The 22,853-nt window shown below is 68.7% G+C and carries 29 protein-coding genes; 12 read left to right on the top strand and 17 right to left on the bottom strand.

What is annotated here, in order from left to right; all coding sequences use genetic code 11:
• Window position 1 precedes the first annotated feature (1 nt).
• Both DMC61_RS23680 and trpS read right to left on the bottom strand, forming a co-directional pair.
• Entirely contained in the window at window positions 2-1,030 is a 1,029-nt protein-coding gene (locus DMC61_RS23680; RefSeq protein ID WP_125691309.1) for a YhjD/YihY/BrkB family envelope integrity protein, read from the bottom strand.
• 35 nt (window positions 1,031-1,065) lie between these two features.
• Complete coding sequence (gene trpS / locus DMC61_RS23675; RefSeq protein ID WP_016331249.1) at window positions 1,066-2,085, bottom strand: tryptophan--tRNA ligase; 1,020 nt, start codon at window positions 2,083-2,085, stop codon at window positions 1,066-1,068.
• A 163-nt stretch (window positions 2,086-2,248) separates the two neighbouring features.
• Here trpS and DMC61_RS23670 point away from each other — a divergent pair, with 163 nt between their 5' ends.
• Window positions 2,249-2,995, top strand: a complete 747-nt coding sequence (locus tag DMC61_RS23670; protein ID WP_125691307.1) for a trypsin-like serine protease — start codon at window positions 2,249-2,251, stop codon at window positions 2,993-2,995.
• 507 nt (window positions 2,996-3,502) lie between these two features.
• Here DMC61_RS23670 and DMC61_RS23660 read toward each other — a convergent pair.
• Window positions 3,503-3,832: a hypothetical protein gene (locus DMC61_RS23660; protein WP_125691305.1), complete on the bottom strand. Its 330-nt coding sequence runs from the start codon at window positions 3,830-3,832 to the stop codon at window positions 3,503-3,505.
• Window positions 3,833-4,233: 401 nt separating this feature from the next.
• Here DMC61_RS23660 and DMC61_RS23655 point away from each other — a divergent pair, with 401 nt between their 5' ends.
• A complete protein-coding gene (locus DMC61_RS23655) occupies window positions 4,234-5,121 on the top strand; it encodes a glycoside hydrolase family 19 protein (protein ID WP_125691303.1) in 888 nt (295 codons plus the stop codon).
• A 56-nt stretch (window positions 5,122-5,177) separates the two neighbouring features.
• Here the strand turns inward: DMC61_RS23655 and DMC61_RS23650 are convergent, their stop codons facing one another.
• Window positions 5,178-5,681, bottom strand: coding sequence for a MarR family winged helix-turn-helix transcriptional regulator (locus DMC61_RS23650; protein WP_125691301.1), 504 nt, complete (start codon window positions 5,679-5,681; stop codon window positions 5,178-5,180).
• A gap of 65 nt (window positions 5,682-5,746) precedes the next feature.
• Here DMC61_RS23650 and DMC61_RS23645 point away from each other — a divergent pair, with 65 nt between their 5' ends.
• A complete protein-coding gene (locus DMC61_RS23645; RefSeq protein WP_125691300.1) occupies window positions 5,747-6,247 on the top strand; it encodes a cupin domain-containing protein in 501 nt (166 codons plus the stop codon).
• Here DMC61_RS23645 and DMC61_RS23640 read toward each other — a convergent pair.
• The 3 genes from DMC61_RS23640 to DMC61_RS23630 all read right to left on the bottom strand — a co-directional run bounded on the left by DMC61_RS23640 (window position 6,241) and on the right by DMC61_RS23630 (window position 8,503).
• Window positions 6,241-7,092, bottom strand: coding sequence for a hypothetical protein (locus tag DMC61_RS23640; protein ID WP_125691298.1), 852 nt, complete (start codon window positions 7,090-7,092; stop codon window positions 6,241-6,243). The two genes, DMC61_RS23645 and DMC61_RS23640, sit on opposite strands and share 7 nt — an antisense overlap.
• A 229-nt stretch (window positions 7,093-7,321) precedes the next feature.
• A complete protein-coding gene (locus tag DMC61_RS23635; protein ID WP_125691296.1) occupies window positions 7,322-7,630 on the bottom strand; it encodes a nucleotidyltransferase family protein in 309 nt (102 codons plus the stop codon).
• Window positions 7,631-7,696: 66 nt separating this feature from the next.
• Window positions 7,697-8,503, bottom strand: a complete 807-nt coding sequence (locus DMC61_RS23630) for an exodeoxyribonuclease III (RefSeq protein WP_037332458.1) — start codon at window positions 8,501-8,503, stop codon at window positions 7,697-7,699.
• A 45-nt stretch (window positions 8,504-8,548) separates the two neighbouring features.
• Here DMC61_RS23630 and DMC61_RS23625 point away from each other — a divergent pair, with 45 nt between their 5' ends.
• On the top strand, window positions 8,549-9,292 hold the full coding sequence (locus DMC61_RS23625) for an MBL fold metallo-hydrolase (protein ID WP_125691294.1): 744 nt from the start codon (window positions 8,549-8,551) through the stop codon (window positions 9,290-9,292).
• Between the two features lie 60 nt (window positions 9,293-9,352).
• Here DMC61_RS23625 and DMC61_RS23620 read toward each other — a convergent pair whose 3' ends face one another.
• Together DMC61_RS23620 and DMC61_RS23615 are read right to left on the bottom strand one after the other, a co-directional pair.
• On the bottom strand, window positions 9,353-9,658 hold the full coding sequence (locus DMC61_RS23620) for a hypothetical protein (RefSeq protein ID WP_083650038.1): 306 nt from the start codon (window positions 9,656-9,658) through the stop codon (window positions 9,353-9,355).
• A 191-nt stretch (window positions 9,659-9,849) separates the two neighbouring features.
• Window positions 9,850-11,073: an NADP-dependent isocitrate dehydrogenase gene (locus tag DMC61_RS23615; protein WP_016331238.1), complete on the bottom strand. Its 1,224-nt coding sequence runs from the start codon at window positions 11,071-11,073 to the stop codon at window positions 9,850-9,852.
• Window positions 11,074-11,321: 248 nt separating this feature from the next.
• Between DMC61_RS23615 and DMC61_RS23610 the strand changes: the two genes are divergently transcribed.
• From DMC61_RS23610 to DMC61_RS23600, 3 genes are all read left to right on the top strand, one after another.
• Window positions 11,322-11,831, top strand: coding sequence for a hypothetical protein (locus DMC61_RS23610; RefSeq protein WP_233594924.1), 510 nt, complete (start codon window positions 11,322-11,324; stop codon window positions 11,829-11,831).
• 82 nt (window positions 11,832-11,913) lie between these two features.
• Window positions 11,914-12,507 (top strand): hypothetical protein, encoded by a 594-nt coding sequence (locus DMC61_RS23605; RefSeq protein WP_125691292.1) that lies wholly within the window; start codon window positions 11,914-11,916, stop codon window positions 12,505-12,507.
• A gap of 21 nt (window positions 12,508-12,528) precedes the next feature.
• On the top strand, window positions 12,529-13,524 hold the full coding sequence (locus tag DMC61_RS23600) for a DUF2203 family protein (RefSeq protein ID WP_125691290.1): 996 nt from the start codon (window positions 12,529-12,531) through the stop codon (window positions 13,522-13,524).
• Between the two features lie 3 nt (window positions 13,525-13,527).
• Here the strand turns inward: DMC61_RS23600 and DMC61_RS23595 are convergent, their stop codons facing one another.
• Window positions 13,528-14,382, bottom strand: coding sequence for a triacylglycerol lipase (locus DMC61_RS23595; protein WP_016331234.1), 855 nt, complete (start codon window positions 14,380-14,382; stop codon window positions 13,528-13,530).
• Window positions 14,383-14,490: 108 nt separating this feature from the next.
• Complete coding sequence (locus DMC61_RS23590) at window positions 14,491-14,925, bottom strand: Lrp/AsnC family transcriptional regulator (RefSeq protein WP_197684709.1); 435 nt, start codon at window positions 14,923-14,925, stop codon at window positions 14,491-14,493.
• Window positions 14,926-15,040: 115 nt separating this feature from the next.
• On the opposite strand from DMC61_RS23590, the gene DMC61_RS23585 reads away from it, so the two are divergent.
• Entirely contained in the window at window positions 15,041-15,880 is an 840-nt protein-coding gene (locus tag DMC61_RS23585; RefSeq protein ID WP_125691286.1) for an NAD-dependent epimerase/dehydratase family protein, read from the top strand.
• A 5-nt stretch (window positions 15,881-15,885) separates the two neighbouring features.
• Window positions 15,886-16,710, top strand: a complete 825-nt coding sequence (locus DMC61_RS23580) for an aldo/keto reductase (RefSeq protein ID WP_125691284.1) — start codon at window positions 15,886-15,888, stop codon at window positions 16,708-16,710.
• Here the strand turns inward: DMC61_RS23580 and DMC61_RS23575 are convergent, their stop codons facing one another.
• A complete protein-coding gene (locus tag DMC61_RS23575) occupies window positions 16,711-17,325 on the bottom strand; it encodes a LysE/ArgO family amino acid transporter (RefSeq protein ID WP_016331230.1) in 615 nt (204 codons plus the stop codon).
• A gap of 66 nt (window positions 17,326-17,391) precedes the next feature.
• On the opposite strand from DMC61_RS23575, the gene DMC61_RS23570 reads away from it, so the two are divergent.
• Complete coding sequence (locus DMC61_RS23570; RefSeq protein ID WP_125691283.1) at window positions 17,392-18,270, top strand: LysR family transcriptional regulator ArgP; 879 nt, start codon at window positions 17,392-17,394, stop codon at window positions 18,268-18,270.
• A 38-nt stretch (window positions 18,271-18,308) separates the two neighbouring features.
• Window positions 18,309-18,896, top strand: a complete 588-nt coding sequence (locus DMC61_RS23565; protein WP_125691281.1) for an HhH-GPD-type base excision DNA repair protein — start codon at window positions 18,309-18,311, stop codon at window positions 18,894-18,896.
• Here DMC61_RS23565 and DMC61_RS23560 read toward each other — a convergent pair whose 3' ends face one another.
• From DMC61_RS23560 to DMC61_RS23545, 4 genes are read right to left on the bottom strand one after another with little or no spacing between them, the layout of a single operon-like run.
• Window positions 18,897-19,463, bottom strand: coding sequence for a GNAT family N-acetyltransferase (locus tag DMC61_RS23560; protein ID WP_125691279.1), 567 nt, complete (start codon window positions 19,461-19,463; stop codon window positions 18,897-18,899).
• A gap of 7 nt (window positions 19,464-19,470) precedes the next feature.
• Window positions 19,471-20,052: a hypothetical protein gene (locus DMC61_RS23555; RefSeq protein ID WP_125691277.1), complete on the bottom strand. Its 582-nt coding sequence runs from the start codon at window positions 20,050-20,052 to the stop codon at window positions 19,471-19,473.
• The gene (locus DMC61_RS23550) at window positions 20,034-20,678 is read right to left on the bottom strand and encodes a spermidine synthase (protein WP_125691275.1); all 645 of its coding nucleotides are present in this window, start codon (window positions 20,676-20,678) and stop codon (window positions 20,034-20,036) included. Before DMC61_RS23550 ends, DMC61_RS23555 begins: the two co-directional genes overlap by 19 nt.
• A 22-nt stretch (window positions 20,679-20,700) precedes the next feature.
• Window positions 20,701-21,132: a TrmH family RNA methyltransferase gene (locus DMC61_RS23545; RefSeq protein ID WP_016331224.1), complete on the bottom strand. Its 432-nt coding sequence runs from the start codon at window positions 21,130-21,132 to the stop codon at window positions 20,701-20,703.
• A gap of 189 nt (window positions 21,133-21,321) precedes the next feature.
• On the opposite strand from DMC61_RS23545, the gene DMC61_RS23540 reads away from it, so the two are divergent.
• Window positions 21,322-21,510 carry a DUF1918 domain-containing protein gene (locus DMC61_RS23540; protein WP_072028875.1) on the top strand — a complete coding sequence of 63 codons (189 nt, stop codon included), beginning with the start codon at window positions 21,322-21,324 and terminating at the stop codon, window positions 21,508-21,510.
• Between the two features lie 3 nt (window positions 21,511-21,513).
• Here the strand turns inward: DMC61_RS23540 and DMC61_RS23535 are convergent, their stop codons facing one another.
• A complete protein-coding gene (locus DMC61_RS23535; protein WP_125691273.1) occupies window positions 21,514-22,683 on the bottom strand; it encodes an MFS transporter in 1,170 nt (389 codons plus the stop codon).
• Window positions 22,684-22,853 lie beyond the last annotated feature (170 nt).

The raw sequence follows: 22,853 nt of genomic DNA, 5'->3' as shown, positions 1-22,853 counted from the left end.
GTCAGGACTTGCGGCGGCCGAGCCAGCCCAGCAGGGCGCCGGTCGCGAAGGCACCACCGACGGCGCCGAGCCCCGGCCCCTGCTGAACGGTCACCCTCGGGTGGATCAGCACCGGGGCGGGCGGCTCGACGACCGTCTGCTGGTTCTCCTTCGCCGTCGCCGTCCACGCGGTGACGAACAGCAGGAAGCGCGACACCAGGTTCGCGAACACGAGCAGACCGATCACCGGACCGAACAACGTGAACGCCGGTGATTTCGTGACGCTGCCGAGGTAAAGGGTCGCGGCCTGCTGGAGCACGATGAACCCGACCGCGGCGAAGATCGCGCCCTTGACCGCGCTGCGCAGCGCGACGTGCTCACGAGGCAGCCTCGCGATGACCCACAGGAAGACCAGGGTGTTCGCGAGCAGGCCGAGCAGGATCGTCGCGACCTTCAACAGGAACACGGCCCAGCCCTGGTTCTCCAGGCCGACCAGTTCGAGCAGGAACCGCCCGACCCCGCTGCCCGCCGCGGTGAGGCCGAACGAGATCACCAGCGCGAGACCGAGCCCCACAAGGGACAGCAGGTCCTTGATCGTCGTCGACACCAACGGCAACTGCTGCTTTTCCTGGCCCCACTGGGCGGTCAGCGCGTCACGCAGGTTGGTCATCCAGCCTACGCCCGAGTACAGCGCCAGCAGCAGACCGAACACCCCGATGCCGCCGCCGGAGTCGAGCGCCGCCTTGATGATGCTGCCGACGAGATCGCTCAGGCCTTCCGGGACCGACTTCTTGATGCCGTCGACGAGCTGGTTCGTCACCACCTGGTCGCCGGCGAGCACGATCTTGAGGATCGCGAAGGCGACCATCAGGATCGGGATCACCGAAAGCACGCTGAAGTACGTGATGGCGGCGGCGTAATGGTTGCCGTAGCGCTCGGTGAAGGCGTCATTGGCCCGGATGAGGTGATCGAGCCAGCCGTACTTCCGCCTCAGGCGCGGTAACAGCTTGTCCTGTTCCGGCTTCGCGCCGTCATCATTCGCCACCGTCAAACGCTAACCACACGGCGACGACATCGCAGCGCGAATCAGCCCGCCGGGGGAAGGAACCCGATGTTCTCGTAGACGTTCCGCAACGTCACCGAAGCGACTTCCCTGGCCCGTTGCGCACCGAGCGCCAAGGCCTTGTCCAGCTCGGCGACGTCGTCCAGGTACGACCGGACACGCTCCTGCACCGGCGTGACCCACTCGACGAACGCCTCCCCGACGCCCTTCTTCAGGTCGCCGTAACCCTTGCCCTCGTACGAGTTCTCGAGTTCGGCGACCGGCTGGTCGGTCAGCGCGGAGAGGATCGTCAGCAGGTTCGAGACGCCCGGCTTGTTCTCGGCGTCGAAGACGATCTCGCGGCCGGTGTCCGTGACCGCCGAGCGCACCTTCTTCGCCGACTTCTTCGGGTCTTCGAGCAGCTCGATGAGGCCGTTGCCGGTCGACGAGGACTTGCTCATCTTCGCGGTCGGGTCCTGCAGGTCGTAGATCTTCGCCGTGTCCTTGACGATATGCGGCTCCGGCACGGTGAACGTCTTGCCGTAGCGGTTGTTGAACCGCTGCGCGAGGTTGCGCGTCAGCTCCAGGTGCTGGCGCTGGTCCTCGCCGACGGGGACCTCGTTCGCCTGGTACAGCAGGATGTCCGCGGCCTGCAGGACCGGGTACGTGAACAGGCCGACACTGGCGCGATCCGTGCCCTGCTTCGCGGCCTTGTCCTTGAACTGCGTCATCCGGCTCGCTTCGCCGAACCCGGTCTGGCACTCCAGCACCCAGCCGAGCTGGGCGTGCTCGGGCACGTGGCTCTGGACGAACAGCGCGCTGCGGGCCGGGTCGACGCCGAGCGCGAGCAGCTGCGCGGCCGAGCGGCGGGTGCGGTCCAGCAGCACCTTCGGATCCTGCTCGACGGTGATCGCGTGCAGGTCGACGACCATGTAGAAGGTGTCGTGGGTGTCCTGCAGCCGCACCCACTGCCGCAGCGCACCCAGGTAGTTGCCCAGGTGGAACGAGTCGGCGGTCGGCTGGATCCCGGAGAGCACGCGCGGGCGCTTCTGTTCGTCGGACACGTCCGGATTCTGTCAGGCCACGCCGGGGCGGGTCATCCGAGGTCGGCCCGGCCGAACGGGCTAAACGGTTAAACGCCACATACTTCCGACGGTTCTGAGCACGGTGCCCGATTCCTAGCGTTCATGGCACCGGATCTTCCGGCCACACCGAAGGAGAACCCAGATGAAGGCACGATCCCTACTGATGGGCTTGGCCATGGCGGCTGCGGCCGTCTTCTCGCTTTCCGGCGTCGCGGCCGCGGCAGAGCCCACCGGGGGCGTCCAGCCGAACATCGTCGGCGGCGGCAACGCGACCCAGGTCTATTCGTTCATGGTGTCCCAGCAGTCGAGCTCCGGCGGCCACCAGTGTGGTGGCTCACTGATCAGCTCGACCTGGGTCGTCACCGCGGCGCACTGTGGCACGCCGTACCAGGTGCGCGTCGGCACCACGAACCGCACCAGCGGCGGCACCGTCGCCCGCGTGGCGCAGCGCATCGCCCACCCGAGCGCCGACCTGGCGCTGCTGCGTCTCTCGACGGCGGTGTCGCAGGCGCCGGTCACGATCGCCGCTTCGTCCGGGGCCGTCGGCACCGCGACGCGGATCATCGGCTGGGGCCAGACCTGCCCCACCCGCGGTGGTTGTGGCGCCCCGATCAACCTCCAGGAGCTGAACACCTCGATCGTCGCCGACAGCCGCTGCCTCGGCATCAACGGCGCCAGCGAGATCTGCACCAACAACCCCAACGGTAACTCGGGTGCCTGCTACGGCGACTCGGGCGGCCCGCAGGTCAAGCAGGTCAACGGTGTCTGGCAGCTCGTCGGCGCGACCAGCCGCGCGGGGAACAACAGCAGCACCTGCGCGACCGGGCCGTCGATCTACGTGGACGTCCCCTACTTCCGCAGCTGGATCCGCACCAACTCCGGCGTCTGATCCCGGTCCCGCGTCGCCCCACCGTCCCCGGGGGCGACGCGGGCCCAGCCGGTTCAGCAAGGAACCGTGCGGCAGTTCGAAGAGCCGCTCCAGCAGCGCGACCGCCTTCAGCGAGTCGCACCGCTCGGGGCGGCTTCTTCCTGTCCGCCAGTAGCTCAAGGTCGCGACACTGATCCGGACGCCCTGCTGGGCGAGCCGGTGCCGGATCCGATCGAGCCCGAGGCCGCTTTCCGTGATCGCCCGGTCCAGGGCGCGGGGGAAGGGGTCACCGGGCCGGCTGCGACGCCGCGTCACCGTCATGGACCCGAGAGTGGCGATCAGCGGGCGGCGAAACAATCCGGGCCGGACTAGGTGTACCTACCCAAGAAATCCGCCGCGTCGCCTTTAGCGGGCTAAACGCGATCTGGCGGGCCCAGGGCACCGACCTGCGTTTAGCCCCCTAATCGCGATCCCGGGGGCGCGTCGCCTTTAGCGGGCTAAACGCGATCCGAGCCGGGAAGGCGCAGGTCAGGGCCGCTGCTGGTGGGCGAGGGCGTCGTCGGCCAGCACGGCCTCGGCCATCGCGGCGACGTGCGGCGCGGCGGGCTGGGCCGGGGCGACGGGAGCGGGGACGACGGCGGCCGCGCGGGCCTTCCGGCGCTGACGGAACACCCCGAAGGCCATGCCGACGATGCCGAGCGCGACGGCGATCAGGCCGACCGGGCCCAGCAGACCGAACGCCATCTCCGAACGTGACGCCGACTCCGCGGCCGACGCCGGGACCGCGCCCACGACGAGCAGCGCGACCGGGATCGCGACGACCGTCGCGGCCCGGGCCGCGGGCACGGACGATCGCATCAGGAGATGAACTGGGTTCCGCACCGGAGTGCCTCCCGTGACGTGACTTTGCCGAACCGGAACGCTAACTCGAACGAGTGAGCATTTCCAGGTTGCTGGTCAAAAAACTACCGAGCGTGTCAAGACCTGTGAGTTCTGATCAACTCGGGGCCCGAGACTAGCCCCTCACAGGGGGGATGTTTCGAGCACCCCTCTCCTCAGAGTTGTCGCGCGGGCAATCGGTTTCCGACAAAACCGGACAAGGGTTAGGCCATTCGACTGTCACACGCGGCCGAACAGGCACGATCCGGCTTTCGCCGGTTGGTTTCTTGTGCGCAATGGTCTATACCTGTTGGCCATACCCCTTAAAAGGTATAGACCAATATCTCCCTGCATGGTCCCCTCGTACGAAGGAGCCACCGATGTCTCTTCGACGTATTCTCGCGGCGGTCGCCGCCACCTTCGCCGCCACCACGGTCGCCGTGGTCGTCCCGACGCAGTCCGCCTCCGCCGCGGACTGCGTGGCGCCGTGGAACGCGAGTTCGGTCTACTGGGGCGGCAACACCGCCTCCTACAACGGGCACAACTGGTCCGCGAAGTGGTGGACGCAGAACGAAACCCCAGGTACGGCGCAGGTCTGGGCCGATCAGGGCGCCTGCGGCGGCGGGACGACCAACCCGCCGAACCCGTCCGGCTTCGTGGTCAGCGAGGCGCAGTTCAACCAGATGTTCCCGAGCCGGAACCCCTTCTACACCTACAACGGCCTGGTCACCGCGCTCAGCGCGTACCCGGCCTTCGCGGGCACGGGCAGCGACACCGTGAAGAAGCAGGAAGCGGCGGCCTTCCTGGCGAACGTCAGCCACGAGACCGGCGGACTGGTCCACATCGTCGAGCAGAACCAGGCGAACTACCCGCACTACTGCGACACGAGCCAGTCCTACGGCTGCCCCGCCGGCAACGCCGCGTACTACGGCCGCGGCCCGATCCAGCTCAGCTGGAACTTCAACTACAAGGCCGCCGGAGACGCGCTGGGCCTGCCACTGCTGACCAACCCGTGGCTGGTGCAGAACGACGCGGCGGTCGCCTGGAAGACCGGCATCTGGTACTGGATGACCCAGAACGGTCCCGGCACGATGACACCGCACAACGCGATGGTCAACAGCCGCGGCTTCGGCGAGACGATCCGCAGCATCAACGGGAGCATCGAGTGCAACGGCGGCAACCCCGCCCAGGTGCAGAGCCGCGTGGACAAGTACCAGCAGTTCACCGGCATCCTCGGCGTCACCCCCGGCGGCAACCTGTACTGCTGATCCATCCAGGGAACTGAAGGGGCCTTTCGCCGCACGTGACGCGGCGGAGGGCCCCTTCAGCTTTCGTCGAGGGATGTCAGCAGCCGACGCAGCGACGCATCGAGGACGCCTAGGTCCTCACCCAGTGGCGAGAGCAGCTTCGCGACGTTCGCCGTGTGCTCGGTCATCGCGGCGTCGACGACCTCGAACCCGCGCTCGGTCAACGTGACACGGAAGCTGCGCCGGTCCTCGGGATCGAGCGCCCGCTCGACCAGCCCGGCCGACTCGAGCCGGTCGATCCGGCTGGTCATCCCGGCCCTGGACATCATCAGGGTCGCGGAGAGTTCGGAGGGGATCAGCGTGTACGGCTTCCCGGACCGCCTGAGCGCGGCGAGCACGTCGAACTCCCCTTGCTTCAAGCCGTGCTTCGCGAAGACGGCCTCGATCACCGACGCACTCAGCATCGTCACGCGGCCGAGACGGCCTGCGACCCCGATCGCGGTCAAGTCCAGTTCCGGCCGCTCGCGGTGCCAGGCGTCGACGACGGCGTCGATCGCGTCCGCGCTTCGTTGTTCACTCACGGACGCAGTCTATTCGACGGAAGATAGTTTGACAGCGAACTATCAGCGATGGAACTATCGTCGTCATGACCCAGCGCATCGAAACCCGTGAACCCGTCCTCGTCCGCGCCGCCGAAGCCGAGACCGTCGGCGCGGCCCCCACGCTCGTCACGCTGCTCGCCGACGTCTCCACCACAGGCGGAGTCATGAGCAGCGCGAGAACACAGCTGGGCGTCGGCGCCGACGGCGCCGCGCCGCACTACCACACCGGCTCGTCCGAGATGTTCTTCATGCTCGGCGGGAAGCTGGAAGTCCTTGTGGGAGAAGAGATCGTGACCGTTGCCGAAGGCGACATGCTCGTCGTGCCGCCACTGACCGCACACGCCTTCCGGGCGGCCGCGGACTCGCCGGCGGACGTCCTGATCGTGTTCGTCCCCGGCGTGGAACGGTTCGACTACTTCCGGCTACTGGAGAAGGTCGGGCACGGCGCGGCGACCGTCCAGGATCTCTTGGACAGCCAGGAAAAGTTCGACAACCACTTCGTCGAGAGTCCAGTGTGGACGGAGAGCGCGAAGTCGCGTCAGTAACCGCGCGGCGGGTATCCCGGCGGCGGATACTGCTGGGGCGGGTACTGCTGCGGGGGATAATGCTGTGGTGGGTACTGCTGCGGCGGGTATCCCGGATGTTGCGGCGGATACGGCGGCTGACCGTAGTGCGGCGGGGGCGGATACTGCGGCGGGTACTGCTGTTGCGGATAGTGGGGCTGCGGCGGAGGTGGCGCGGCGGGCTGCCCGCCGGCGAGATGGAACGGCAGCAGCGACACCAGCTGCGCGAGCCTGCCGAGCGTGGAGAGCACTTCGTCCGGCTTGGTCCGGCCGAAGGTCGGATTCTCGACGTAGACCAGTTCCGCGCCGACCAGCGACCAGGTGTGCAGCTTCGACGACCGCATGGTGGCGGCGACCTGCGGCGTCAGCACGGCGACCGCGACGTTCGGGTCGGTGTCGATCAGCTTGTACCAGCGATTGAACTTCCGGTCCGCGGTGGCGGGCTCCGGGTACTGCTCGACGTCCCAGGCGGACTCGATGCTCGACACGATCTGGAAGTTCGGCATCGGCGCGGGCAGGGTGACGACCCAGACCGTGTCGATCGAGATCGTGTCGAGCTCGTTGACCTTCTTGTTGGTCCACCGCGTGTGCACGCTCGTGACCGTCGGGCGGCGGTGGTAGTCGAAGACGCTGAACCGAAGCCCGTTGTACGCGCCGCTCAGCGCGCCGAACGCCATCCGCTTGTCGCCGCGCTGGTTGAACGGCAGGACCGTCCAGCGCTCCAGCAGGTTCGGCGCGTCCGGGCTGAACTCCCACCCGTACTGGCCGGACATCGCGTAGCGCTCGGCGTTGGTCGCCTCGATACGCCTGGCTTCGTTCGTCTCCATCGCAAACCCCCGGATCTCCTGCGCGCAGGTTATCCGGAGTACGGCGCGTTGTCGGATCTAGGCATCCTGCAGCCGCCGGAGAACGTCGATCAAGCCAGGGAACCGGTACCTTCACCGCAAGTCCGCTGTCCAATTCGGAAAGCTGATTCAGCGCCTCGCCGATGATCTCGAACTGACGCTCGACCACCAAGCGCAGCATGGTGCCCTCGAGACATCCCAACGGTGAGCATCACGCCGCATAGAGAAGCTCCCGGCTCTCCAACACTTGCTGCTTGAAGAACGGGTTGCGAATACTGGTCACGCTGACGAGGTCGACCGGGCGACCCAGCACCCGCTCAAGACCTTCCTTCAGATCGAAGTAGGTCCCGAAGTAGTCGAAGCCGGGTCCCGCGTCGAACTCGACGAGCACATCGACATCGCTGGACCGCACGTCGAATCCGTCACTCACAGCCGAGCCGAACAGATCGAGGCGGCGTACTGGGTGTGAGCGGCAAAGCTCCTCGATCTCACGCTTCTTGAGTTCGATCGACTCGTGCATGACCGCACGGTTGTGCCCGACCGGATCCCGGAGGTCACGACCTCCGGGATCACCGGGGCCGAGCGCTCAGATCCCGTACGTCGCCGTCACCGGCGCGTGGTCGGACCAGCGCTGGTCGTAGGTCTCGGCGCGCTCGACCACGACGGAGGTGCACCGCTCGGCCAGGCCGGGGGTGGCGATCTGGCAGTCGATGCGCCAGCCCGTGTCGTTGTCGAACGCCTTCCCCCGGTACGACCACCACGTGTACGGGCCGGGGCCTTCCGGATCGAGCTTGCGTTGCACGTCGACATAACCGGCCTCGCTGAACACGCGGCCGAGCCACTCCCGCTCCTCCGGCAGGAAGCCCGAGCTCTTCTGGTTCCCGCGCCAGTTCTTCAGGTCGATCTTGTCGTAGGCGATGTTCCAGTCGCCCACGACGACGACCTCGCGGCCACCGGCCTCGGCCTTGGCGCGCAGATCGACGAGGTAAGGCAGGAACGCCGCCATGAAGCGCTCCTTCTCGTCCTGGCGCGGTGTCCCGACGTCGCCGCTGGGCAGGTACAGGCTCGCGACCACGACGTTCGGCAGGTGGATCTCGGCGTAGCGGCCGCTGTCCTCGAATTCGGGCTCGCCGAAACCGATGCGGACCTCTTCCGGCTCCGCCCGGCTGAACAGCATGACGCCGTTGCGCCCCTTCTGCACGGACGGCGCGTGCACCACGTGCCAGCCTTCGGGCGCGGCGGCACCGGCCGGGAGCTCCTTGAGCTCGGCCCGGACCTCCTGGCAGGCGACGACGTCCGCCTTCGTCGAGCCCAGCCACTCGACGAAGCCCTTTTTCGCGGCGGCACGGAGGCCGTTGACATTCACAGTGGAGACGGTCAGCACCCTTCGCACGCTACCCGGGGGGTCCGACAGAATCGGCACTGGGAGACTGCGCGCATGAGCGAGCTGACCGTGCTGGGCAGCTGCGGCGCCTGGCCCGAACCCGGCCGGGCCTGCGCCGGCTTCCTCCTGGTCCACGAAGGCTTCAAGCTGGTGCTCGACCTCGGCTACGGCGCCGCGTCACGGCTGTTCGAGCACTGCCCCGAAGGCCGGGTCGACGCGGTGGTGGTGACGCACGAGCATCCCGATCACTGCGCCGACGTGAGCGCGCTGGGCCGGGCCCGCGCCTACGGGCTGCCGGACGAGCCGAGGATCCCGCTGCACTGCACGCCGGGCACGGTGCGACGGCTCGAAGCGATGGAGCCGCGCCCGCATCCGGCGACGATCTTCGACGTGTTCGAACTCGGCCCGCCGCGCGAGGTCGGGCCGTTCCGGATGACGACCTTCCTGCTGCCGCACCACGTGCCGAACCACGGGATCCGGCTGACCGCGCCCGGGCTCACCGTCGCCTACACCGGAGACAGCGGGCCGAGCCCGATCATCGCGGAGCTGGCGCGCGACGCCGACCTGCTCATCGCCGACGCCACGCTTCAGGGGCCCTCCCCCGACGAGACGCCACGCCTGGTGTCGACGGCGGGCGAGGCCGGGTACTGGGCCGAGCGCGGCGGCGCCCGGCGGCTGCTGCTCACCCATTTCTGGCCCGGCTCCGACCGCGGGATCTCGGTGGCCGAAGCGCGGGAGGAGTTCAGCGGCGAGGTCCTGGCGGCCGCGGAAGGCACCCACCTGCGTTTAGCGGGCTAAACGCGATCCCGCAGGTCAGGGCACACGTCGCAGTTAGCGGGCTAAACGCGATCCGGCAGGTCACGGGCCACATTTCGACCCTTCGACCGGGGGCGCGAACTCGGCCGAAACCCATTTGCCCTCGGCGATCTTGCGGAAGCCGTTCTCGACCACAGGCTGCGCGTCGATCTTCGCGTCCTTGACGTACTTGCCGACGATCTTCTGCCCGCCGGGGGCGTCGCGCGCGTTGAGCACGTCCGCGGTCACCACGACCTGGCAACCGGTCGGGCTCGACGCGCTCGACTCCCTGTCCTGTCCCGAGATGGCGACGACGACGATCAGCGCCAGTCCGCCGCCGATGAACAGGACCGGTTTCGAGATGGCCATGATGGTCACTCCTCGAACAAGGGAATCGTTTTCCGTCCGGTCCAGAGTGGCAGAAGCCGGGGCGGCCGCCCAGATCCCGGAACGCCAACCACCCGGAGGCGCCAACCCCGGCAGGACACGGGCTACCCACCGTCACAACGCGAAAAGGCCCCCTTCCGCGGAGGAAGGGGGCCTTCAAGCGCTTACGCGACTCAGCCCTGGGCGATCTTCTTGGCCAGGTTGGCGTCCAGCGTCGCGAGGAACTCCTCGGTGGTCTGGAACGCCTGGTCCTTGCTGATGAGCAGCGCGAGGTCCTTGGTCATCTTGCCGCTCTCGACGGTCTCGATGACGACCTGCTCCAGCTTGTTCGCGAAGCCGATCAGCTCCGGGTTCGAGTCCAGCTTGCCGCGGTGCTCGAGGCCACGGGTCCACGCGAAGATGGACGCGATCGGGTTCGTCGAGGTCGGCTTGCCCTGCTGGTGCTGGCGGTAGTGCCGGGTCACCGTGCCGTGCGCGGCCTCGGCCTCGACGGTCTTGCCGTCCGGGGTGCGCAGCACCGAGGTCATCAGGCCCAGCGAGCCGAAGCCCTGCGCGACCGTGTCGGACTGCACGTCACCGTCGTAGTTCTTGCAGGCCCAGACGTAGCCGCCCTCCCACTTCATCGCCGCGGCGACCATGTCGTCGATCAGGCGGTGCTCGTAGGTGATGCCCTTGGCGTCGAAGTCGGCCTTGAACTCGGCCTGGTAGATCTCCTCGAACACGTCCTTGAACATGCCGTCGTAGGCCTTCAGGATGGTGTTCTTGGTCGACATGTAGACCGGGTACTCGCGGTCGAGGCCGTACTGCAGCGAGGCACGCGCGAAGTCCTCGATGGACTTGCGGAAGTTGAACATGCCCATGGCGACGCCGCCGCCCTCGGGGTACTGCGCGACCTGGAACTCCATCGGCTCGGAACCGTCGGCCGGGGTGTAGGTCATGGTCAGCGTGCCCGGGCCGGGGACCTTGAAGTTGGTCGCCTTGTACTGGTCACCGTGCGCGTGACGGCCGATGATGATCGGCTTGGTCCAGCCCGGTACCAGGCGCGGGATGTTCTGGATGACGATCGGCTCGCGGAAGATCACGCCGCCGAGGATGTTGCGGATCGTCCCGTTGGGCGACAGCCACATCTTCTTCAGGCCGAACTCTTCGACGCGCGCCTCGTCCGGGGTGATGGTGGCGCACTTGACGCCGACGCCGTGCTTCTTGATCGCGTTGGCGGAGTCGACGGTGATCTGGTCGTCGGTGCGGTCCCGCTCCTCGATGCCCAGGTCGTAGTACTCCAGGTTCACGTCCAGGTACGGGTGGATCAGCCTGTCCTTGATGAACTGCCAAATGATGCGGGTCATCTCATCACCGTCGAGCTCGACGACGGTGCCCTGGACCTTGATCTTGGCCATGAGCAGCGGTGCTCCTTCCGCGGATCTTCGCGTTTCTTCTTCAGTCTCTCCGGTAGCGGTACAAGCGTACTGCTTAACGGTCCTGGATGGTTCCAGTAGTGGTCGGTATCAAGTCTCCACGAGGCGGATGTGTCCGACGTCACCCGGTCGCACGACGGCCATCCGGCCGTCACGGGAACGGCGGCGACCGCGTCATCATCGAACCGAACCCGACAAACGGCACGTCGGCCACCGGAAAGGCGGACCTCATGACCACCGACCCCTACGCCGTGCCACCGCACGGGCAGCCGGCGACACCGGAGCCTTACCTCCAGCCTAGGCAAAGCGGCCGCGCGGTGCCCCGGGTGATCAGCGGGCTGGGCGGTTTCCTGCTCACGCCGGTCGCGCTCGGCGTGACCATCTACGGCGGCACGCTGCTCCAGCGGGGTTTCTCGCGCTCCCTGTCCGTCATCGAGGACCCGCTCGGCATCGTTCTCCTGTTCCTGGGCGGTCTGCTCCTGCTCGGTGTCGCGTTCCTCGGGGCGTTGTCCGGGCTCGGGCCGGTGCTGGGCGGGCTGGTGTGGGGTGTGCTGCCGGGCGTGGGGTTCCTCCTGAGCCCGCGCGACGTCATGAGCGTCATCTACGACATCGGCGGCAGCGGCCTCGGTGTCGGCCTGGTGACCTGGCTGGTGATGGGCGCGCTGGTCGGGAGCGGTTTCCTGTTGATCGGGGCAGGCCTGGTGGGCACCCTCGCGCGGCGTCGTTCAAATCGCGTTTAGCGGGCTAACCGCGCTCCGCGGAGATCAAAGTGAACCGAAGGGCGTCGGTGTCCGTAGTCCGGGTCAGGGAGGTGACCCGCCCATGTCATCGCACCGGTACGTCGCGGAGTACGACGACGAGGACTACCAGGAGTACGGCGAGTACGAGCAGCCCGAAAACCCGCGAGACCCACGGAGGCCGTACGAGGACGTCGAGTCGTACGAACCGTACGAGCCTTTCGACGACGACCTGGGCGCCGAAGACCCGCGCGCCGGCCGAGGTGTGCGGCGCGTCCTCAGCGGCGCGGGCGGCCTGATCCTGACGCCGGTCGCCCTCGGCCTGCTGTCGTGGGGCGGGCTGCGGCAGCAGATGCTCGTCCAGGCGACACTCAGCACCCAGCGTGACGTCTTCAGCATCGGCCTGCTCGTGGGCGGCGGGATCCTCCTGCTGGCCGTCGGGCTGCTCGGCGCGCTCTCGGCGACCGGTCCGATCCTCGGCGGTCTCGTCTGGGGCGTCGCCCCCGGCGTGGCCGCCATCGCCGTCCCGGAGTGGGGCTTCCGGCTGGTGAAACTGTTGCCGCAGAACGACGTCACCTACGGCGTCACGAGCTGGCTGTTCATCGGCGGCCTGCTCGCGACCGGCTTCCTCCTGATCGGCGCGGGTCTCGCGTCGAGACTCGCCCGGAGGCGCCGCTGAGCGGGCTGGGACCATCGGCGTATGGGTCTGTTCACCGTTCCCGAAGCCCGCGCCGAGCTCGCCCGGCTACGCCCGGTGCTCGACGAGCTCGTCCGTCTCCGCGCCGACGCGGCCGAGCTCGCCGCTTCCCTGCGCCCCGGCGGCCGGGAGACCTCGCTCGGCGGGATGCCGGAATGGAAGGCCGCGCAGGCCCGGCTGGACGACCTGATGACCACCGTCCAGCGGACGGGTGCCGAGCTGAAGGGGTTCGCCCCGCTCCTGATCGACTTCCCCGCCGAGCTCGACGGCGTCGACGTCCTGCTGTGCTGGCTCGAAGGCGACCCGGAGCTGTCCTGGTATCACCGCGCCGACCTGGGTTTCGCCGGGCGCCGCCGCCTCCCGGACAGGGTCGCGGTCGTGAGCGAGGAGATCGCGGCCGGCCTGTTCGACGGCATCGCCGCGCACTACGACGAAGACACCTTCCACGGCTTGGTCGCCGACGCGCTCGTCGACGGTCTCGGCCGCACGGCCCCCGAACGTGTTCTCGACGTCGCGACCGGGACCGGGGTGGCCGCGTTCGCCGCGCTGCGCCTGGAGCCGGGCGAAGTGCTGGCGATCGACATCTCGCCGGGCATGATCGCCCAGGCCGAGGCGAAGGCGGCGACCCACGATCCCGGCAAGCGCATCACCTGGCAGGTCGCTTCCGCGGTCCCGTCGCCGGTGGAGGACGAGGGCGCGGACGCCGTGCTGTGCGCGTCTTCGCTGCATTTCCTCGGCGCGGCCGCCCTGCGCGACTGGCTGCGCGCGCTGCGCCCCGGCGGACGGGTCGGGTTCAGCCTGCCGATCGCGTCGGCGTTCCGGCCGTCGGAGGCGTTCGCCGCGATCGTCCCCGCCGACCTGAAGCTGCCGGAAACCGAGGACGACGCGGCGGAGCTGGCCGCCGAAGCCGGCTTCACCGAGGTGACGGTGAAGCGGCTCGACGTCGAATCCGAGGATCGGGTCCGGTCGGTGTTCGTGGTGCACGCGACCAGGCCCTGAGGTCTACAGCGGCGCGAAGAACGGCACGCACTTCGGCGCGGGCGCGTTCTCCGGGTCGAGCGCCTTGAGGATCAGGCTCGTCACGTTCGGGTCGATCGCCTGGCTGAGGTGCCCGGAAACGTCCACGCCACAACGGTCCTGCAACACGATGTCGGTCGTGCCCGGCTCCCCGAGCACTCCGCTGGTGTACGGCGTGACCACTCGATCGTGCCGGCTCACGATGCTCGTGTACGTCGGCCCGGGCACGCTCACCCCGCCGCGGGCGAGGTCGTCGAGGAACGCCGATGGCGCCAGGTATTCCCGGCAGGCCCCGCACACGCCGTCGGCGAGCAGGTCGATGCCGGGCAGCGAAAGCACGGCCTTCGCCAGCTCGGAGAAGCCGTTGAGCGACGTGCCCTTGAAGTTCGAACCGAAGCCGACGAAATGCTTCACCTTCTCCGCGCCTCCCTCGAATTTGAGGTAGTACGCGGGCATCGTCGTCCCCTCGGAATGCCCGACGATGTCGACCTTGTCCGCTCCGGTGCTCGCGCGCACGCGGTCGACGAACGCGCCGAGTTCGACCGCGCTCTTCCGCATGGAGGCGAGGCCGCCGAACAACTGTCCACCCAGGACGGTGGAGCCGTAGGTCAGCGAGTAGACGCAGTAGCCGGCGTCCTTGAGCTTCGGCGCGTGGTGGAACCAGTTGGTCGTCGCGTTGCCGCCGAGGCCGTGCACCAGCACGACGGGTTCGGGATGGCTCGCGCTCGGCTCGCACGACCAGTCGTTCCAACCGCTCGACGGCGCCGCGCTCGCCACCGCCGGGACGGCGATCGTGAACGTCAAGGCCGCGACAAGCGTGGTGAGGATCCGAGCCCGCATCCCTGCCTCCGGTTACTCGTCAGTATGTGATGCGAGTCATCCTGCGTCACAAACCGACGGGCGGAACCAGGAGAAAGACCAGACTTACGCGCCATGCCTTGTGATGGATCACAAGGGCAGCAGCACTCGCCTTTCGATCGGGCTGGACATGACGATCGACGTCGTCGTGGAGCCGAGCGCGGACAGGTCCTCCAGCAGCTCTTCCAGGTGGCCCGTGTCGCGCACGGCGATCTTCAGGATCCAGCAGTCCTCGCCCACCACATGGTGCAGCTCGAGGATTTCGGGGCGGTCCATGATCTTCCGGGTGCGCGGATGCCGGACGGTGAACCCGCTGTGCGGCGCCATCCGCACGAACGCCCGCAGCCCGAGGCCGATTCCGGACGGCGAAACGAGGGCCGCGTAGCCGGTGATCGTGCCGTCGGCTTCGAGGCGTTTGACGCGTTCGCCGACGGCGGCGGGGCTCAGCGAGACACGGCGCCCGAGTTCGCTCAGGGTGATGCGGCCTTCCTCCTGGAGGAGTTCGAGTAGTCGCCGGTCGATCACGTCCAGTGAGCTTTCAGCAGATCCTCGATTCGGCCGAGAATCTTTCAGTGATTCCGCCATTTCACCCATGTTTTCCCCTTCAAGCACCCGGATCACCACCGTAACACTGGTACCCATGAAGAAAGTGCTCGTTCTCGGCGGAAGCCGGTACTTCGGCCGAGGGGTGGTCGAGCGGCTGCGCGACGCCGGGACGGACGTCACCGTCCTCAACCGCGGCTCCACGCCCGCGCCGTCCGGCGTCGCGCATCTGATCGCCGACCGCGACGACGAAGCCGGGCTCAAGGCCGCTCTGGGTTCTCGTTCGTTCGACGTCGTCCTCGACCAGGTCTGCTACACGCCGGTCCAGGCGGAGATCGCGCGCCGCGTCCTGCGTACGGACCGCTACGTGATGACGTCCACGATCGAGGTCTACGACCAGGTGCGGACGGAGACCCCGATGGCCGAATCGCTGGTCGCCCCGGCGAACGTCGACCTCGAACTTCCCGAGTACGAGTACGGCGAAGGCAAGCGACAGGCCGAAGCGGCCTTCGCCGCGGGAGACACGCCGTTCGTCTCGGTACGCGTCGCGCACGTGCTCGGCGGCGAAGACTTCACCGGACGGCTGCGGCATTACGTCGAACGGCTGGACGCCGGCGACGCGGTGGACATCCACGCGGATCCACGCCCCTCGACGTTCATCCACGCGCGTGAGATCGCGGACTTCCTGACCTGGGCCACGCTCGCGGACTTCACCGGTCCGGTCAACGCCGGCTCGCACGGCGAACTGTCGGTGCTCGATCTCGCCGCCGCGATCAGCACGGAGCCCCGTTTTCGAGTCGTCGAGCACGAGGCCTCGCCGTTCTCCTTCGACCGCTACGCCGTCTTGGACACCTCGCGCGCGGCCGGCCTCGGCTTCTCCTTCTCCACCACCACCGACTGGCTCGGCGAAGCCGTCGAAGAACTCAGAAAGGCTTGACACCCATGCGTTACCGCAGCATCGGAGACGTCGAAGTGAGCGCGATCGGCCTTGGCGCGATGCCGCTGTCGATCGAGGGCCGTCCGGGTCGGGATCGCGCGATCGCCACGATCCACGCCGCGCTCGACGCCGGGGTCACGCTGATCGACACGGCCGACTCCTACCACTGGCACGCGGACGAGATCGGCCACAACGAGGAGCTGATCGCCGCCGCGCTGTCCGTCCACAGTGGATCGGACGCGGTACTCGTCGCGACGAAGGGCGGGCGCGGCCGTCCCGGTGACGGCTCGTGGACCGTCACCGGGACTCCCGCGCACCTCAAGAACGCCTGCGAGGGTTCGCTGAAGCGGCTCGGCGTCGACGCGATCGGGCTCTACCAGCTGCACAAGCCCGACGAGAACGTGCCGTGGGCGGAGTCCGTCGGCGCGATCAAGGAGCTGGCCGACGAAGGCAAGATCCGGCTCGCCGGGATCTCCAACGTGTCCCGGGCGCAGATCCTCGAAGCACAGGAGATCCTCGGCGGGACACTGGTTTCGGTGCAGAACGAGCACGCGCCCGCGCAGCTGGCGCATGAACCGGAGCTGGCGCTGTGCACCGAACTCGGGCTCGCGTATCTGCCGTGGGGTCCGCTCCGCGGGATCGGCGCGAAATTCCGTGCCGTGGCGGAGGAACGCGGCGTCAGCCCCCAGCGGGTGTGCCTGGCCTGGCTGCTCGCGAAATCGCCGTCGATGATCGCGATCCCCGGCTCGACCAGGCCCGCCACGATCCGCGATTCGGCGGCCGCGGCCGATCTCTTGCTCACCGCCGAAGAGCTGGCCCGCCTGCCGTGATCAGGCGCCGGCCACCAGCGCCACGCCGAGGCCGATCATCGTCGCGGCGACCAGGCCGTCCAGCACCCGCCACGACGACGGCTTGCGGAAGAACCCGCTGAGCAGCCGCGCACCGAAACCGAGCGCGAGGAACCAGAGCACGCTGGCCGACACGGCACCGACGCCGAACGCCCATCGGTCGCTACCGTGCCCGGCCGCGATCGCGCCGAGCAGGAGGAGGGTGTCGAGGTAGACATGCGGGTTCAGCCACGTGATCGCCAGCGTGGTCAGCACGATGCGGCGCAGCGATCCGCCGGTCTCCGGACCGCCGGTCTCCAGCGCGGCCGGTTTGAACGCGCGACGGGCCGCGAGAGCGCCGTAGCAAAGCAGGAAGGCGCCGCCGATCAGGGCGACGACGGTCAGCGCTTCGGGTGACGTCCCCACCAGCGCGCCGACCCCGCCGACGCCGAGGCTGACGAGGATGGCGTCCGAGAAGATGCAGATCAGCACCACCACGAGGACCGCCTCGCGGCGGATGCCCTGGCGCAGCACGAACGCGTTCTGCGCGCCGATCGCGACGATTAGGGCCATGGTGGCGCCGAATCCGGCGCCCGCGCTGAGCAGAACGTCTCCCATATGGACCAGGCTAGGAAGCCGATCGTCAACAGTACAGCTAAAGATTCTTACGTAAGATTAGCGTTCGTGATGACAGATCTGCCGCTCCACCTGGTCCGCACGCTGCTGGTGGTCGCCGACGAAGGCACGTTCGACGCGGCGGCGTCGGCGCTGCACGTGACGCCGTCGGCGATCAGCCAGCGCGTCAAGGCGCTCGAACAGCGCACCGGCCTCGTCCTGCTGATCCGCACGAAACCGGTGCGGCTGACCGAATCCGGGCAGGCGGTGGTGCGGTTCGGCCGTCAGATGGCCCTGCTGGAGGCCGACACCCGGGCCGAACTCGGCCTGACCGCCGGCGACGAACCGGTCCGGCTGCCGATCGCGGTCAACGCGGATTCGCTGGCGACCTGGTTCCTGCCCGCGCTCACGCGGGTGCCGCCCGAACAGAAGATCTGCTTCGAGCTGCATCGTGAGGATCAGGACCACACCACGACCCTGCTGCGGGAGGGCCTGGTGATGGCCGCCGTGACGTCGTCACCCGATCCGGTCGCGGGGTGCTCGGTGCACCGGCTCGGACACATGCGCTACCTGGCCGTCGTGAGCCCTGAGCTCGGCACGGACCTCGACCTCGCCGAAGCACCCGTCGTCGTCTTCGACCGCCGTGACGACCTTCAGGACCGCTTCGCGCGCGAGCGCGGCACGATCGCGAGCTCGCTGCGGCACTACGTCCCGTCGTCCGAGGGGTTCTTCGACGCCGTCGCGGCCGGGATGGGCTGGGGCATGGTGCCGCTCGCACAGATCGGCGACCGCTTGCGCGACGGCACCTTCGTCTGCCTCGACCCGGACCACCCGATCGACGTACCGCTGTTCTGGCAGCAGTGGAAACTCGACTCCCCCGCGCTGGCGGCGGTGTCGGACGCCGTCACCACGGCCGCCGCGGACCTGCTGGTCGACCCACACGGATGAGGACGCGCGCACCGGGCCGGTCGTGAGATCCTGGGCGCATGACGCGCGCATTGCACCTGGTCGGGGACGAGGAAGCGGACCGGCTGCTCACCGAAGACCCGTTCGCGCTGCTCGTCGGGATGCTCCTCGACCAGCAGTTCCCGATGGAACACGCGTTCCGCGGCCCGCAGAAGATCGCGGACCGGATGGACGGTTTCGACATCGAGAAGATCCACGCGATGGACACCGAAACCTTCGTCGAACTGTGCGTGGTCCCGCCCGCGATCCACCGCTACGGCGGCTCGATGGCCCGCCGGGTGAAGGATCTCGCCCAGCACGTCGTCGAGGTCTACGACGGCGACGCGGCCGGGATCTGGACCGCCGGGCGGCCCAAACCGGACGGCCCCGAAGTCCTCAAGCGGCTCAAGGCACTGCCCGGCTACGGCGACCAGAAGGCCGCGATCTTCCTCGCGTTGCTCGGCAAGCAGCTCGGCGTGCAGCCCAAGGGCTGGCGTGCCGCCGCGGGCACGTACGGCGACCGCGGCTCCCGGCGTTCGATCGCCGACGTCGTCGACGCGAAGACCCTCGGCGAGGTGCGCGCGTTCAAGAAGGCGGCGAAGGCGGCCGCCAAGGCTCCGGCGAAGTAGCTACTTCTTTCCGGCTCCCGGCCACGGCCCCGGCGTCTCGGCGGGCAGTTCGGCCTGCTCGACCTCGGTGCGGAACAGCCGGAACCCGCGTGCCTGGTAGTTCTTGAGCGCGGCCGGGCCATCGGTGGTGCAGGTGTGGACCGTGACGCGGCGCGTCGGCGTCTTGCCCGGCCAGCGCTCGGCGAGCGCCCATGCCTCCCGCAGCGCGACGGTCAGCAGATGCCCTCCGAGGCCCTTGCCGACGAAGGACGACATCAGGCCGAAGTACGCGAGTTCCACTTCGCCATCAACGGTGCCGTCGAGTTCGAAGTAGCCGCACGGCGTCCCCTGCGCGTACGCCACCCAGGTCTCGACGCCCGGCCTGTCCAGCCACTCGATCCACTGCGTCCACGACCAGCCGAGCCGGTCGATCCAGAACCAGTCGCCGCCGACGGCGGTGTAGAGGTAGCGGTTCAGCTCCGGGCTGACCAGCTCGGCGCGGGTGACCGTCACCGGGACGGCAGGCGGTTTCGCCGCGCTCAGGTCGTCCGGCGAAGTCTGTTCGAGGTGCCAGGTCGTGATCTCCATGCGGCGATCATTTCAGCCAGACCCGCAGCGGCCCCAGCGCCGTGTAGCCGTTGCGGAGGGCGGCGTCGAGGTCTTCGCCGCGTTCGTAGCCCGTGATCGGCAAACCGGGGAAGCTCGCCGCGACGGCCGAGGTCGCGCCGCGCCAGGCCTTGTCCAGGTCGCCCTGAGTGTACAAATTGGACAGTCCGGCGAAGCCGCCGTCACGATTGGCCGTCACCCCGGCGACGCCGTTCGACCACACGGCGACGGACGGATCGTCGAACGGGTCGCCGACCCGGGCCCAGCCCGGTTCGAGCGGCACGTCGGCCGTCCGCGTGATCCACGTGGCCTCGAAGAGCACCTCGAAACCTTCGCGCGCGAGATCCAGGCAGCCGAAGCTGTCCTTCACCGCGCAGCCCGGCGACGTGTCGATCCCGTCCAGTACTTCCGACACCGTCGCGTCCGGGGCCAGGGTCACCGCATCGGGGTACAGCGGCGGCGTGCGGGTCGCCGACTTCCAGACGCGGGCGGTGAAGGTGCCCGTCCGGCACACCACCTCACACCAGCCGGCGTTGACGCGCGCGGCGTCGGCTACACCCGGGCGAACCACAGCACGTCCGGTTCCCCTTGCGGCACCGGGATCTTCAGCTCCCGCACCTCGCCGAACCGCGCCCGCAACCGTTTCGCGAACGACGGCACCGCTTCGGCGCTCCACACCGCGAGCACCCCGCCCGGCCGCAGCCGCGCGGTGAGCAGGTCGAGCCCGGCGTCGGAATACAACTTCGCGTTGCCGTCGGTGACCGTCCACTCAGGACCGTTGTCGATGTCGAGGCACAGCGCGTCGAACCGCTCTTCCGTCCGGCGCAACCACTTCACCAGATCGGCCTCGACCACGGTGACCCGTTCGTCGGACAGGGCGTCGTCGTGGACGTCCTTGAGCGGACCCTCGCGATTCCAGCCGATCACGGCGGGCTCACGCTCGACGACCACGACCTCGCCGACGCCGGGGTGGTCCAGCGCGGCGCGCAGCGAATAGCCGACGCCGAGGCCGCCGATCAGCATCCGCGCCTTGCCCGGCACCAGATCGGCCGCCACCGAGACGAGCAACCGTTCGGATTCACCGTTACGGGTGTCCATCAGGAAGACGCCGTTGGCGATGACCTCGAAATCGTCGCCCGCCTTGCGGAGCACCAATTCGCCGCTCTTCCCGGCCACCTTGTCGAGTACGTCGGTCATCCGGGCAGCCTATCGAGGACGGTCAGAGCAAGCCCGCCAATTTGTACAACACCAGGCTGCCCGCGACGGCGACGTTGAGACTCGCCCCGGTGCCCACCATCGGGATTTCGACGACGGTGTCGAGAAGGTCGAGCGCTTCCGGCGGAATCCCCTGCTGCTCGTGGCCGAGCACGGCGATCGTCCGCCCTCGCGCGGGCGGGAGATCGGCGAGGCGCACGGCTTCGTCGGCGAGTTCGACGCCGACGATCGCCGTGCCCGCCGCCTTCTCCCGGGTCAGCCAGCCGGGTGGATCGTGCACCCAGTGCACACAAGCCGGACGCCGCAACGTGTTCCCCCGGCGCAGCGCCTCCGGCACCCAGGGAAACCTCGGCACGGCAAGGCAAGCACCCACGGCGTCGCAGGTCCGCAGCAGGGTGCCGAGATTCGCGCCGTGCAGTGGCCACAGCGGTGCCACGACGAGATGACCCCAGCAGGAATGGGATTTCCTTCTTCTGGCCGCACGCAACTCCGAGGGCGTGCGAACCCGGATCGACGGGCTCACCGGACGTGAGGCGTCGCGCCTCCAAGGTTTTCGAGGATCATGCCGACACTGTAGCGGGATCCCCCCGACGCTCCTAACCTTGAAACGTCGGAGGTGGTTCTCATGCAGGCGACCGTCGGAGACGAGATCCACGTGCACGGACGCACGGTGGGCTCGGCCGAACAACGCGGCGAGATCCTCGAGGTACGCGGCGAACACGGTGCCCCGCCGTATCTCGTCCGGTTCACGGACGGACACGAAGGGCTGGTCTTCCCCGGCCCCGACTGCGAAGTCCAGGCGCGCGCCGAGTAACCGTCACTCGGCCATGGCGGGCTGCTTCACGCGGCTCCGCCAGCCCGCCACGACCACGGCCGCGCCGAGCGCGGTCAGCACCGCCGCGATCTCGGGCAGCAGGAGCGGCCCGCCGCCGCTGAGCACCGCTCCCCCGACCAGGCCGGAGAGGCCGACGCCGAGGTAGATCGCGGACGCGTTGAGCGAGAGCACGAGCCCGGCGTTCTGCTTGGACAGCTCGATCAGCCGGTGCTGGATCGGCGGGTTGACCGACCAGGTGGCCAGGCCCCAGAGGAAGAGGACGACGGCCGCGCCCGCGACGGTGGTCGCCACCAGCGGCAGCAGCGCGAGCACCACGGTGATCCCGCCGAACACGATCAGCAGCGGTCCCCTGGCGCCCCAGCGGTCGGTCGCGCGGCCGCCGAGGACGTTGCCGAGCGCGCCGCCCGCGCCGTAGACGAACAGCAGCAGGCTGACCGTCGTGCCGTGGATACCCGCGGTGGCCGACAGGACCGGCGAGATGAAGGTGTAGACGGAGAACGCGGCGAGGCAGCCGAGCACGGTCGCGCCGAGCATGGCGAGCACGCGCGGGTCCTTGGCGACGGTGAACCGTTCGGCCAGCCGGACCGGCGGCGGCGCCGGGACGGCGGGCAAGACCAGCCGGACGGCGAAGGCGCCGAGAAGCGAGAAGGCCGCGACGAGCGCGAAGACGGCCTGGTAGCCGACGCTCTGCGAAAGGACACTGCCGAGCGGGACGCCCAAGATCGTCGCGACGGTGAGCCCGCCGAAGACGAGCGCGACCGCGCGGCCCCGGCGTTCGGGCGAGGTGAGCTCGGCGGCGACGGCGCTCGCGGCCGGGGTGAAGACCGCCGCGCCGATCGCGGTGACGACCCGCGCGAGCAGCAGGGTCACGTAGCCGGGCGCGAGGGCGGCGAGCGCGTTGCCGACGGCGGTGACGACGAGCGCGGCGACCAGGAGCGTGCGGCGTTCCCAGCGGCCCGTGACCGCGGCGAACAGCGGCGAGCCGACCGCGTACGCGATGGCGAAGGCGGTGACCAGCTGGGCGGCGGCGGTCTCGGAGACCGCGAGTTCGCCGGTCAGCGCCGGCAGCAGCCCGGCGACGACGTAGCCGCTGGTGCCGACCGCGAAGGTGCCGAGCGCCAGGACCGCGGTCCTGGGTGGTGCGAAAGTCATGAGTCCCCAGCTCCAGACCCCGCGGATCGCGTTTAGCCCGCTGAACGCAGGTCGGCGCCGGATCGCGGTTAGCCCGCGAAAGGCGATCCGGGGGTCGTTGTTCGATGGTTGTCGTAGTTCGATGGTGACCGTACTACGGACTCGCGTCAAGTTCGAAGGGCGTCGTACTA

The organism is Amycolatopsis sp. WAC 04169, from assembly GCF_003947535.1.
Lineage (GTDB): Bacteria > Actinomycetota > Actinomycetes > Mycobacteriales > Pseudonocardiaceae > Amycolatopsis > Amycolatopsis keratiniphila.
Note: the sequence above shows the minus strand (reverse complement) of the source record. Positions and strands in the feature narration are given on the sequence as shown.

Excerpts from the sequence above, each read along its gene's own strand:
- DMC61_RS23670 (WP_125691307.1), top strand. The coding sequence starts at position 2,249 with ATGAAGGCACGATCCCTACTGATGGGCTTGGCCATGGCGGCTGCGGCC.
- DMC61_RS23660 (WP_125691305.1), bottom strand. The coding sequence starts at position 3,832 with ATGCGATCGTCCGTGCCCGCGGCCCGGGCCGCGACGGTCGTCGCGATC.
- DMC61_RS23655 (WP_125691303.1), top strand. The coding sequence starts at position 4,234 with ATGTCTCTTCGACGTATTCTCGCGGCGGTCGCCGCCACCTTCGCCGCC.
- DMC61_RS23645 (WP_125691300.1), top strand. The coding sequence starts at position 5,747 with ATGACCCAGCGCATCGAAACCCGTGAACCCGTCCTCGTCCGCGCCGCC.
- DMC61_RS23640 (WP_125691298.1), bottom strand. The coding sequence starts at position 7,092 with ATGGAGACGAACGAAGCCAGGCGTATCGAGGCGACCAACGCCGAGCGC.
- DMC61_RS23635 (WP_125691296.1), bottom strand. The coding sequence starts at position 7,630 with ATGCACGAGTCGATCGAACTCAAGAAGCGTGAGATCGAGGAGCTTTGC.
- DMC61_RS23625 (WP_125691294.1), top strand. The coding sequence starts at position 8,549 with ATGAGCGAGCTGACCGTGCTGGGCAGCTGCGGCGCCTGGCCCGAACCC.
- DMC61_RS23620 (WP_083650038.1), bottom strand. The coding sequence starts at position 9,658 with ATGGCCATCTCGAAACCGGTCCTGTTCATCGGCGGCGGACTGGCGCTG.
- DMC61_RS23615 (WP_016331238.1), bottom strand. The coding sequence starts at position 11,073 with ATGGCCAAGATCAAGGTCCAGGGCACCGTCGTCGAGCTCGACGGTGAT.
- DMC61_RS23610 (WP_233594924.1), top strand. The coding sequence starts at position 11,322 with ATGACCACCGACCCCTACGCCGTGCCACCGCACGGGCAGCCGGCGACA.
- DMC61_RS23605 (WP_125691292.1), top strand. The coding sequence starts at position 11,914 with ATGTCATCGCACCGGTACGTCGCGGAGTACGACGACGAGGACTACCAG.
- DMC61_RS23600 (WP_125691290.1), top strand. The coding sequence starts at position 12,529 with ATGGGTCTGTTCACCGTTCCCGAAGCCCGCGCCGAGCTCGCCCGGCTA.
- DMC61_RS23595 (WP_016331234.1), bottom strand. The coding sequence starts at position 14,382 with ATGCGGGCTCGGATCCTCACCACGCTTGTCGCGGCCTTGACGTTCACG.
- DMC61_RS23585 (WP_125691286.1), top strand. The coding sequence starts at position 15,041 with ATGAAGAAAGTGCTCGTTCTCGGCGGAAGCCGGTACTTCGGCCGAGGG.
- DMC61_RS23580 (WP_125691284.1), top strand. The coding sequence starts at position 15,886 with ATGCGTTACCGCAGCATCGGAGACGTCGAAGTGAGCGCGATCGGCCTT.
- DMC61_RS23575 (WP_016331230.1), bottom strand. The coding sequence starts at position 17,325 with ATGGGAGACGTTCTGCTCAGCGCGGGCGCCGGATTCGGCGCCACCATG.
- DMC61_RS23565 (WP_125691281.1), top strand. The coding sequence starts at position 18,309 with ATGACGCGCGCATTGCACCTGGTCGGGGACGAGGAAGCGGACCGGCTG.
- DMC61_RS23560 (WP_125691279.1), bottom strand. The coding sequence starts at position 19,463 with ATGGAGATCACGACCTGGCACCTCGAACAGACTTCGCCGGACGACCTG.
- DMC61_RS23550 (WP_125691275.1), bottom strand. The coding sequence starts at position 20,678 with ATGACCGACGTACTCGACAAGGTGGCCGGGAAGAGCGGCGAATTGGTG.
- DMC61_RS23540 (WP_072028875.1), top strand. The coding sequence starts at position 21,322 with ATGCAGGCGACCGTCGGAGACGAGATCCACGTGCACGGACGCACGGTG.
- DMC61_RS23535 (WP_125691273.1), bottom strand. The coding sequence starts at position 22,683 with ATGACTTTCGCACCACCCAGGACCGCGGTCCTGGCGCTCGGCACCTTC.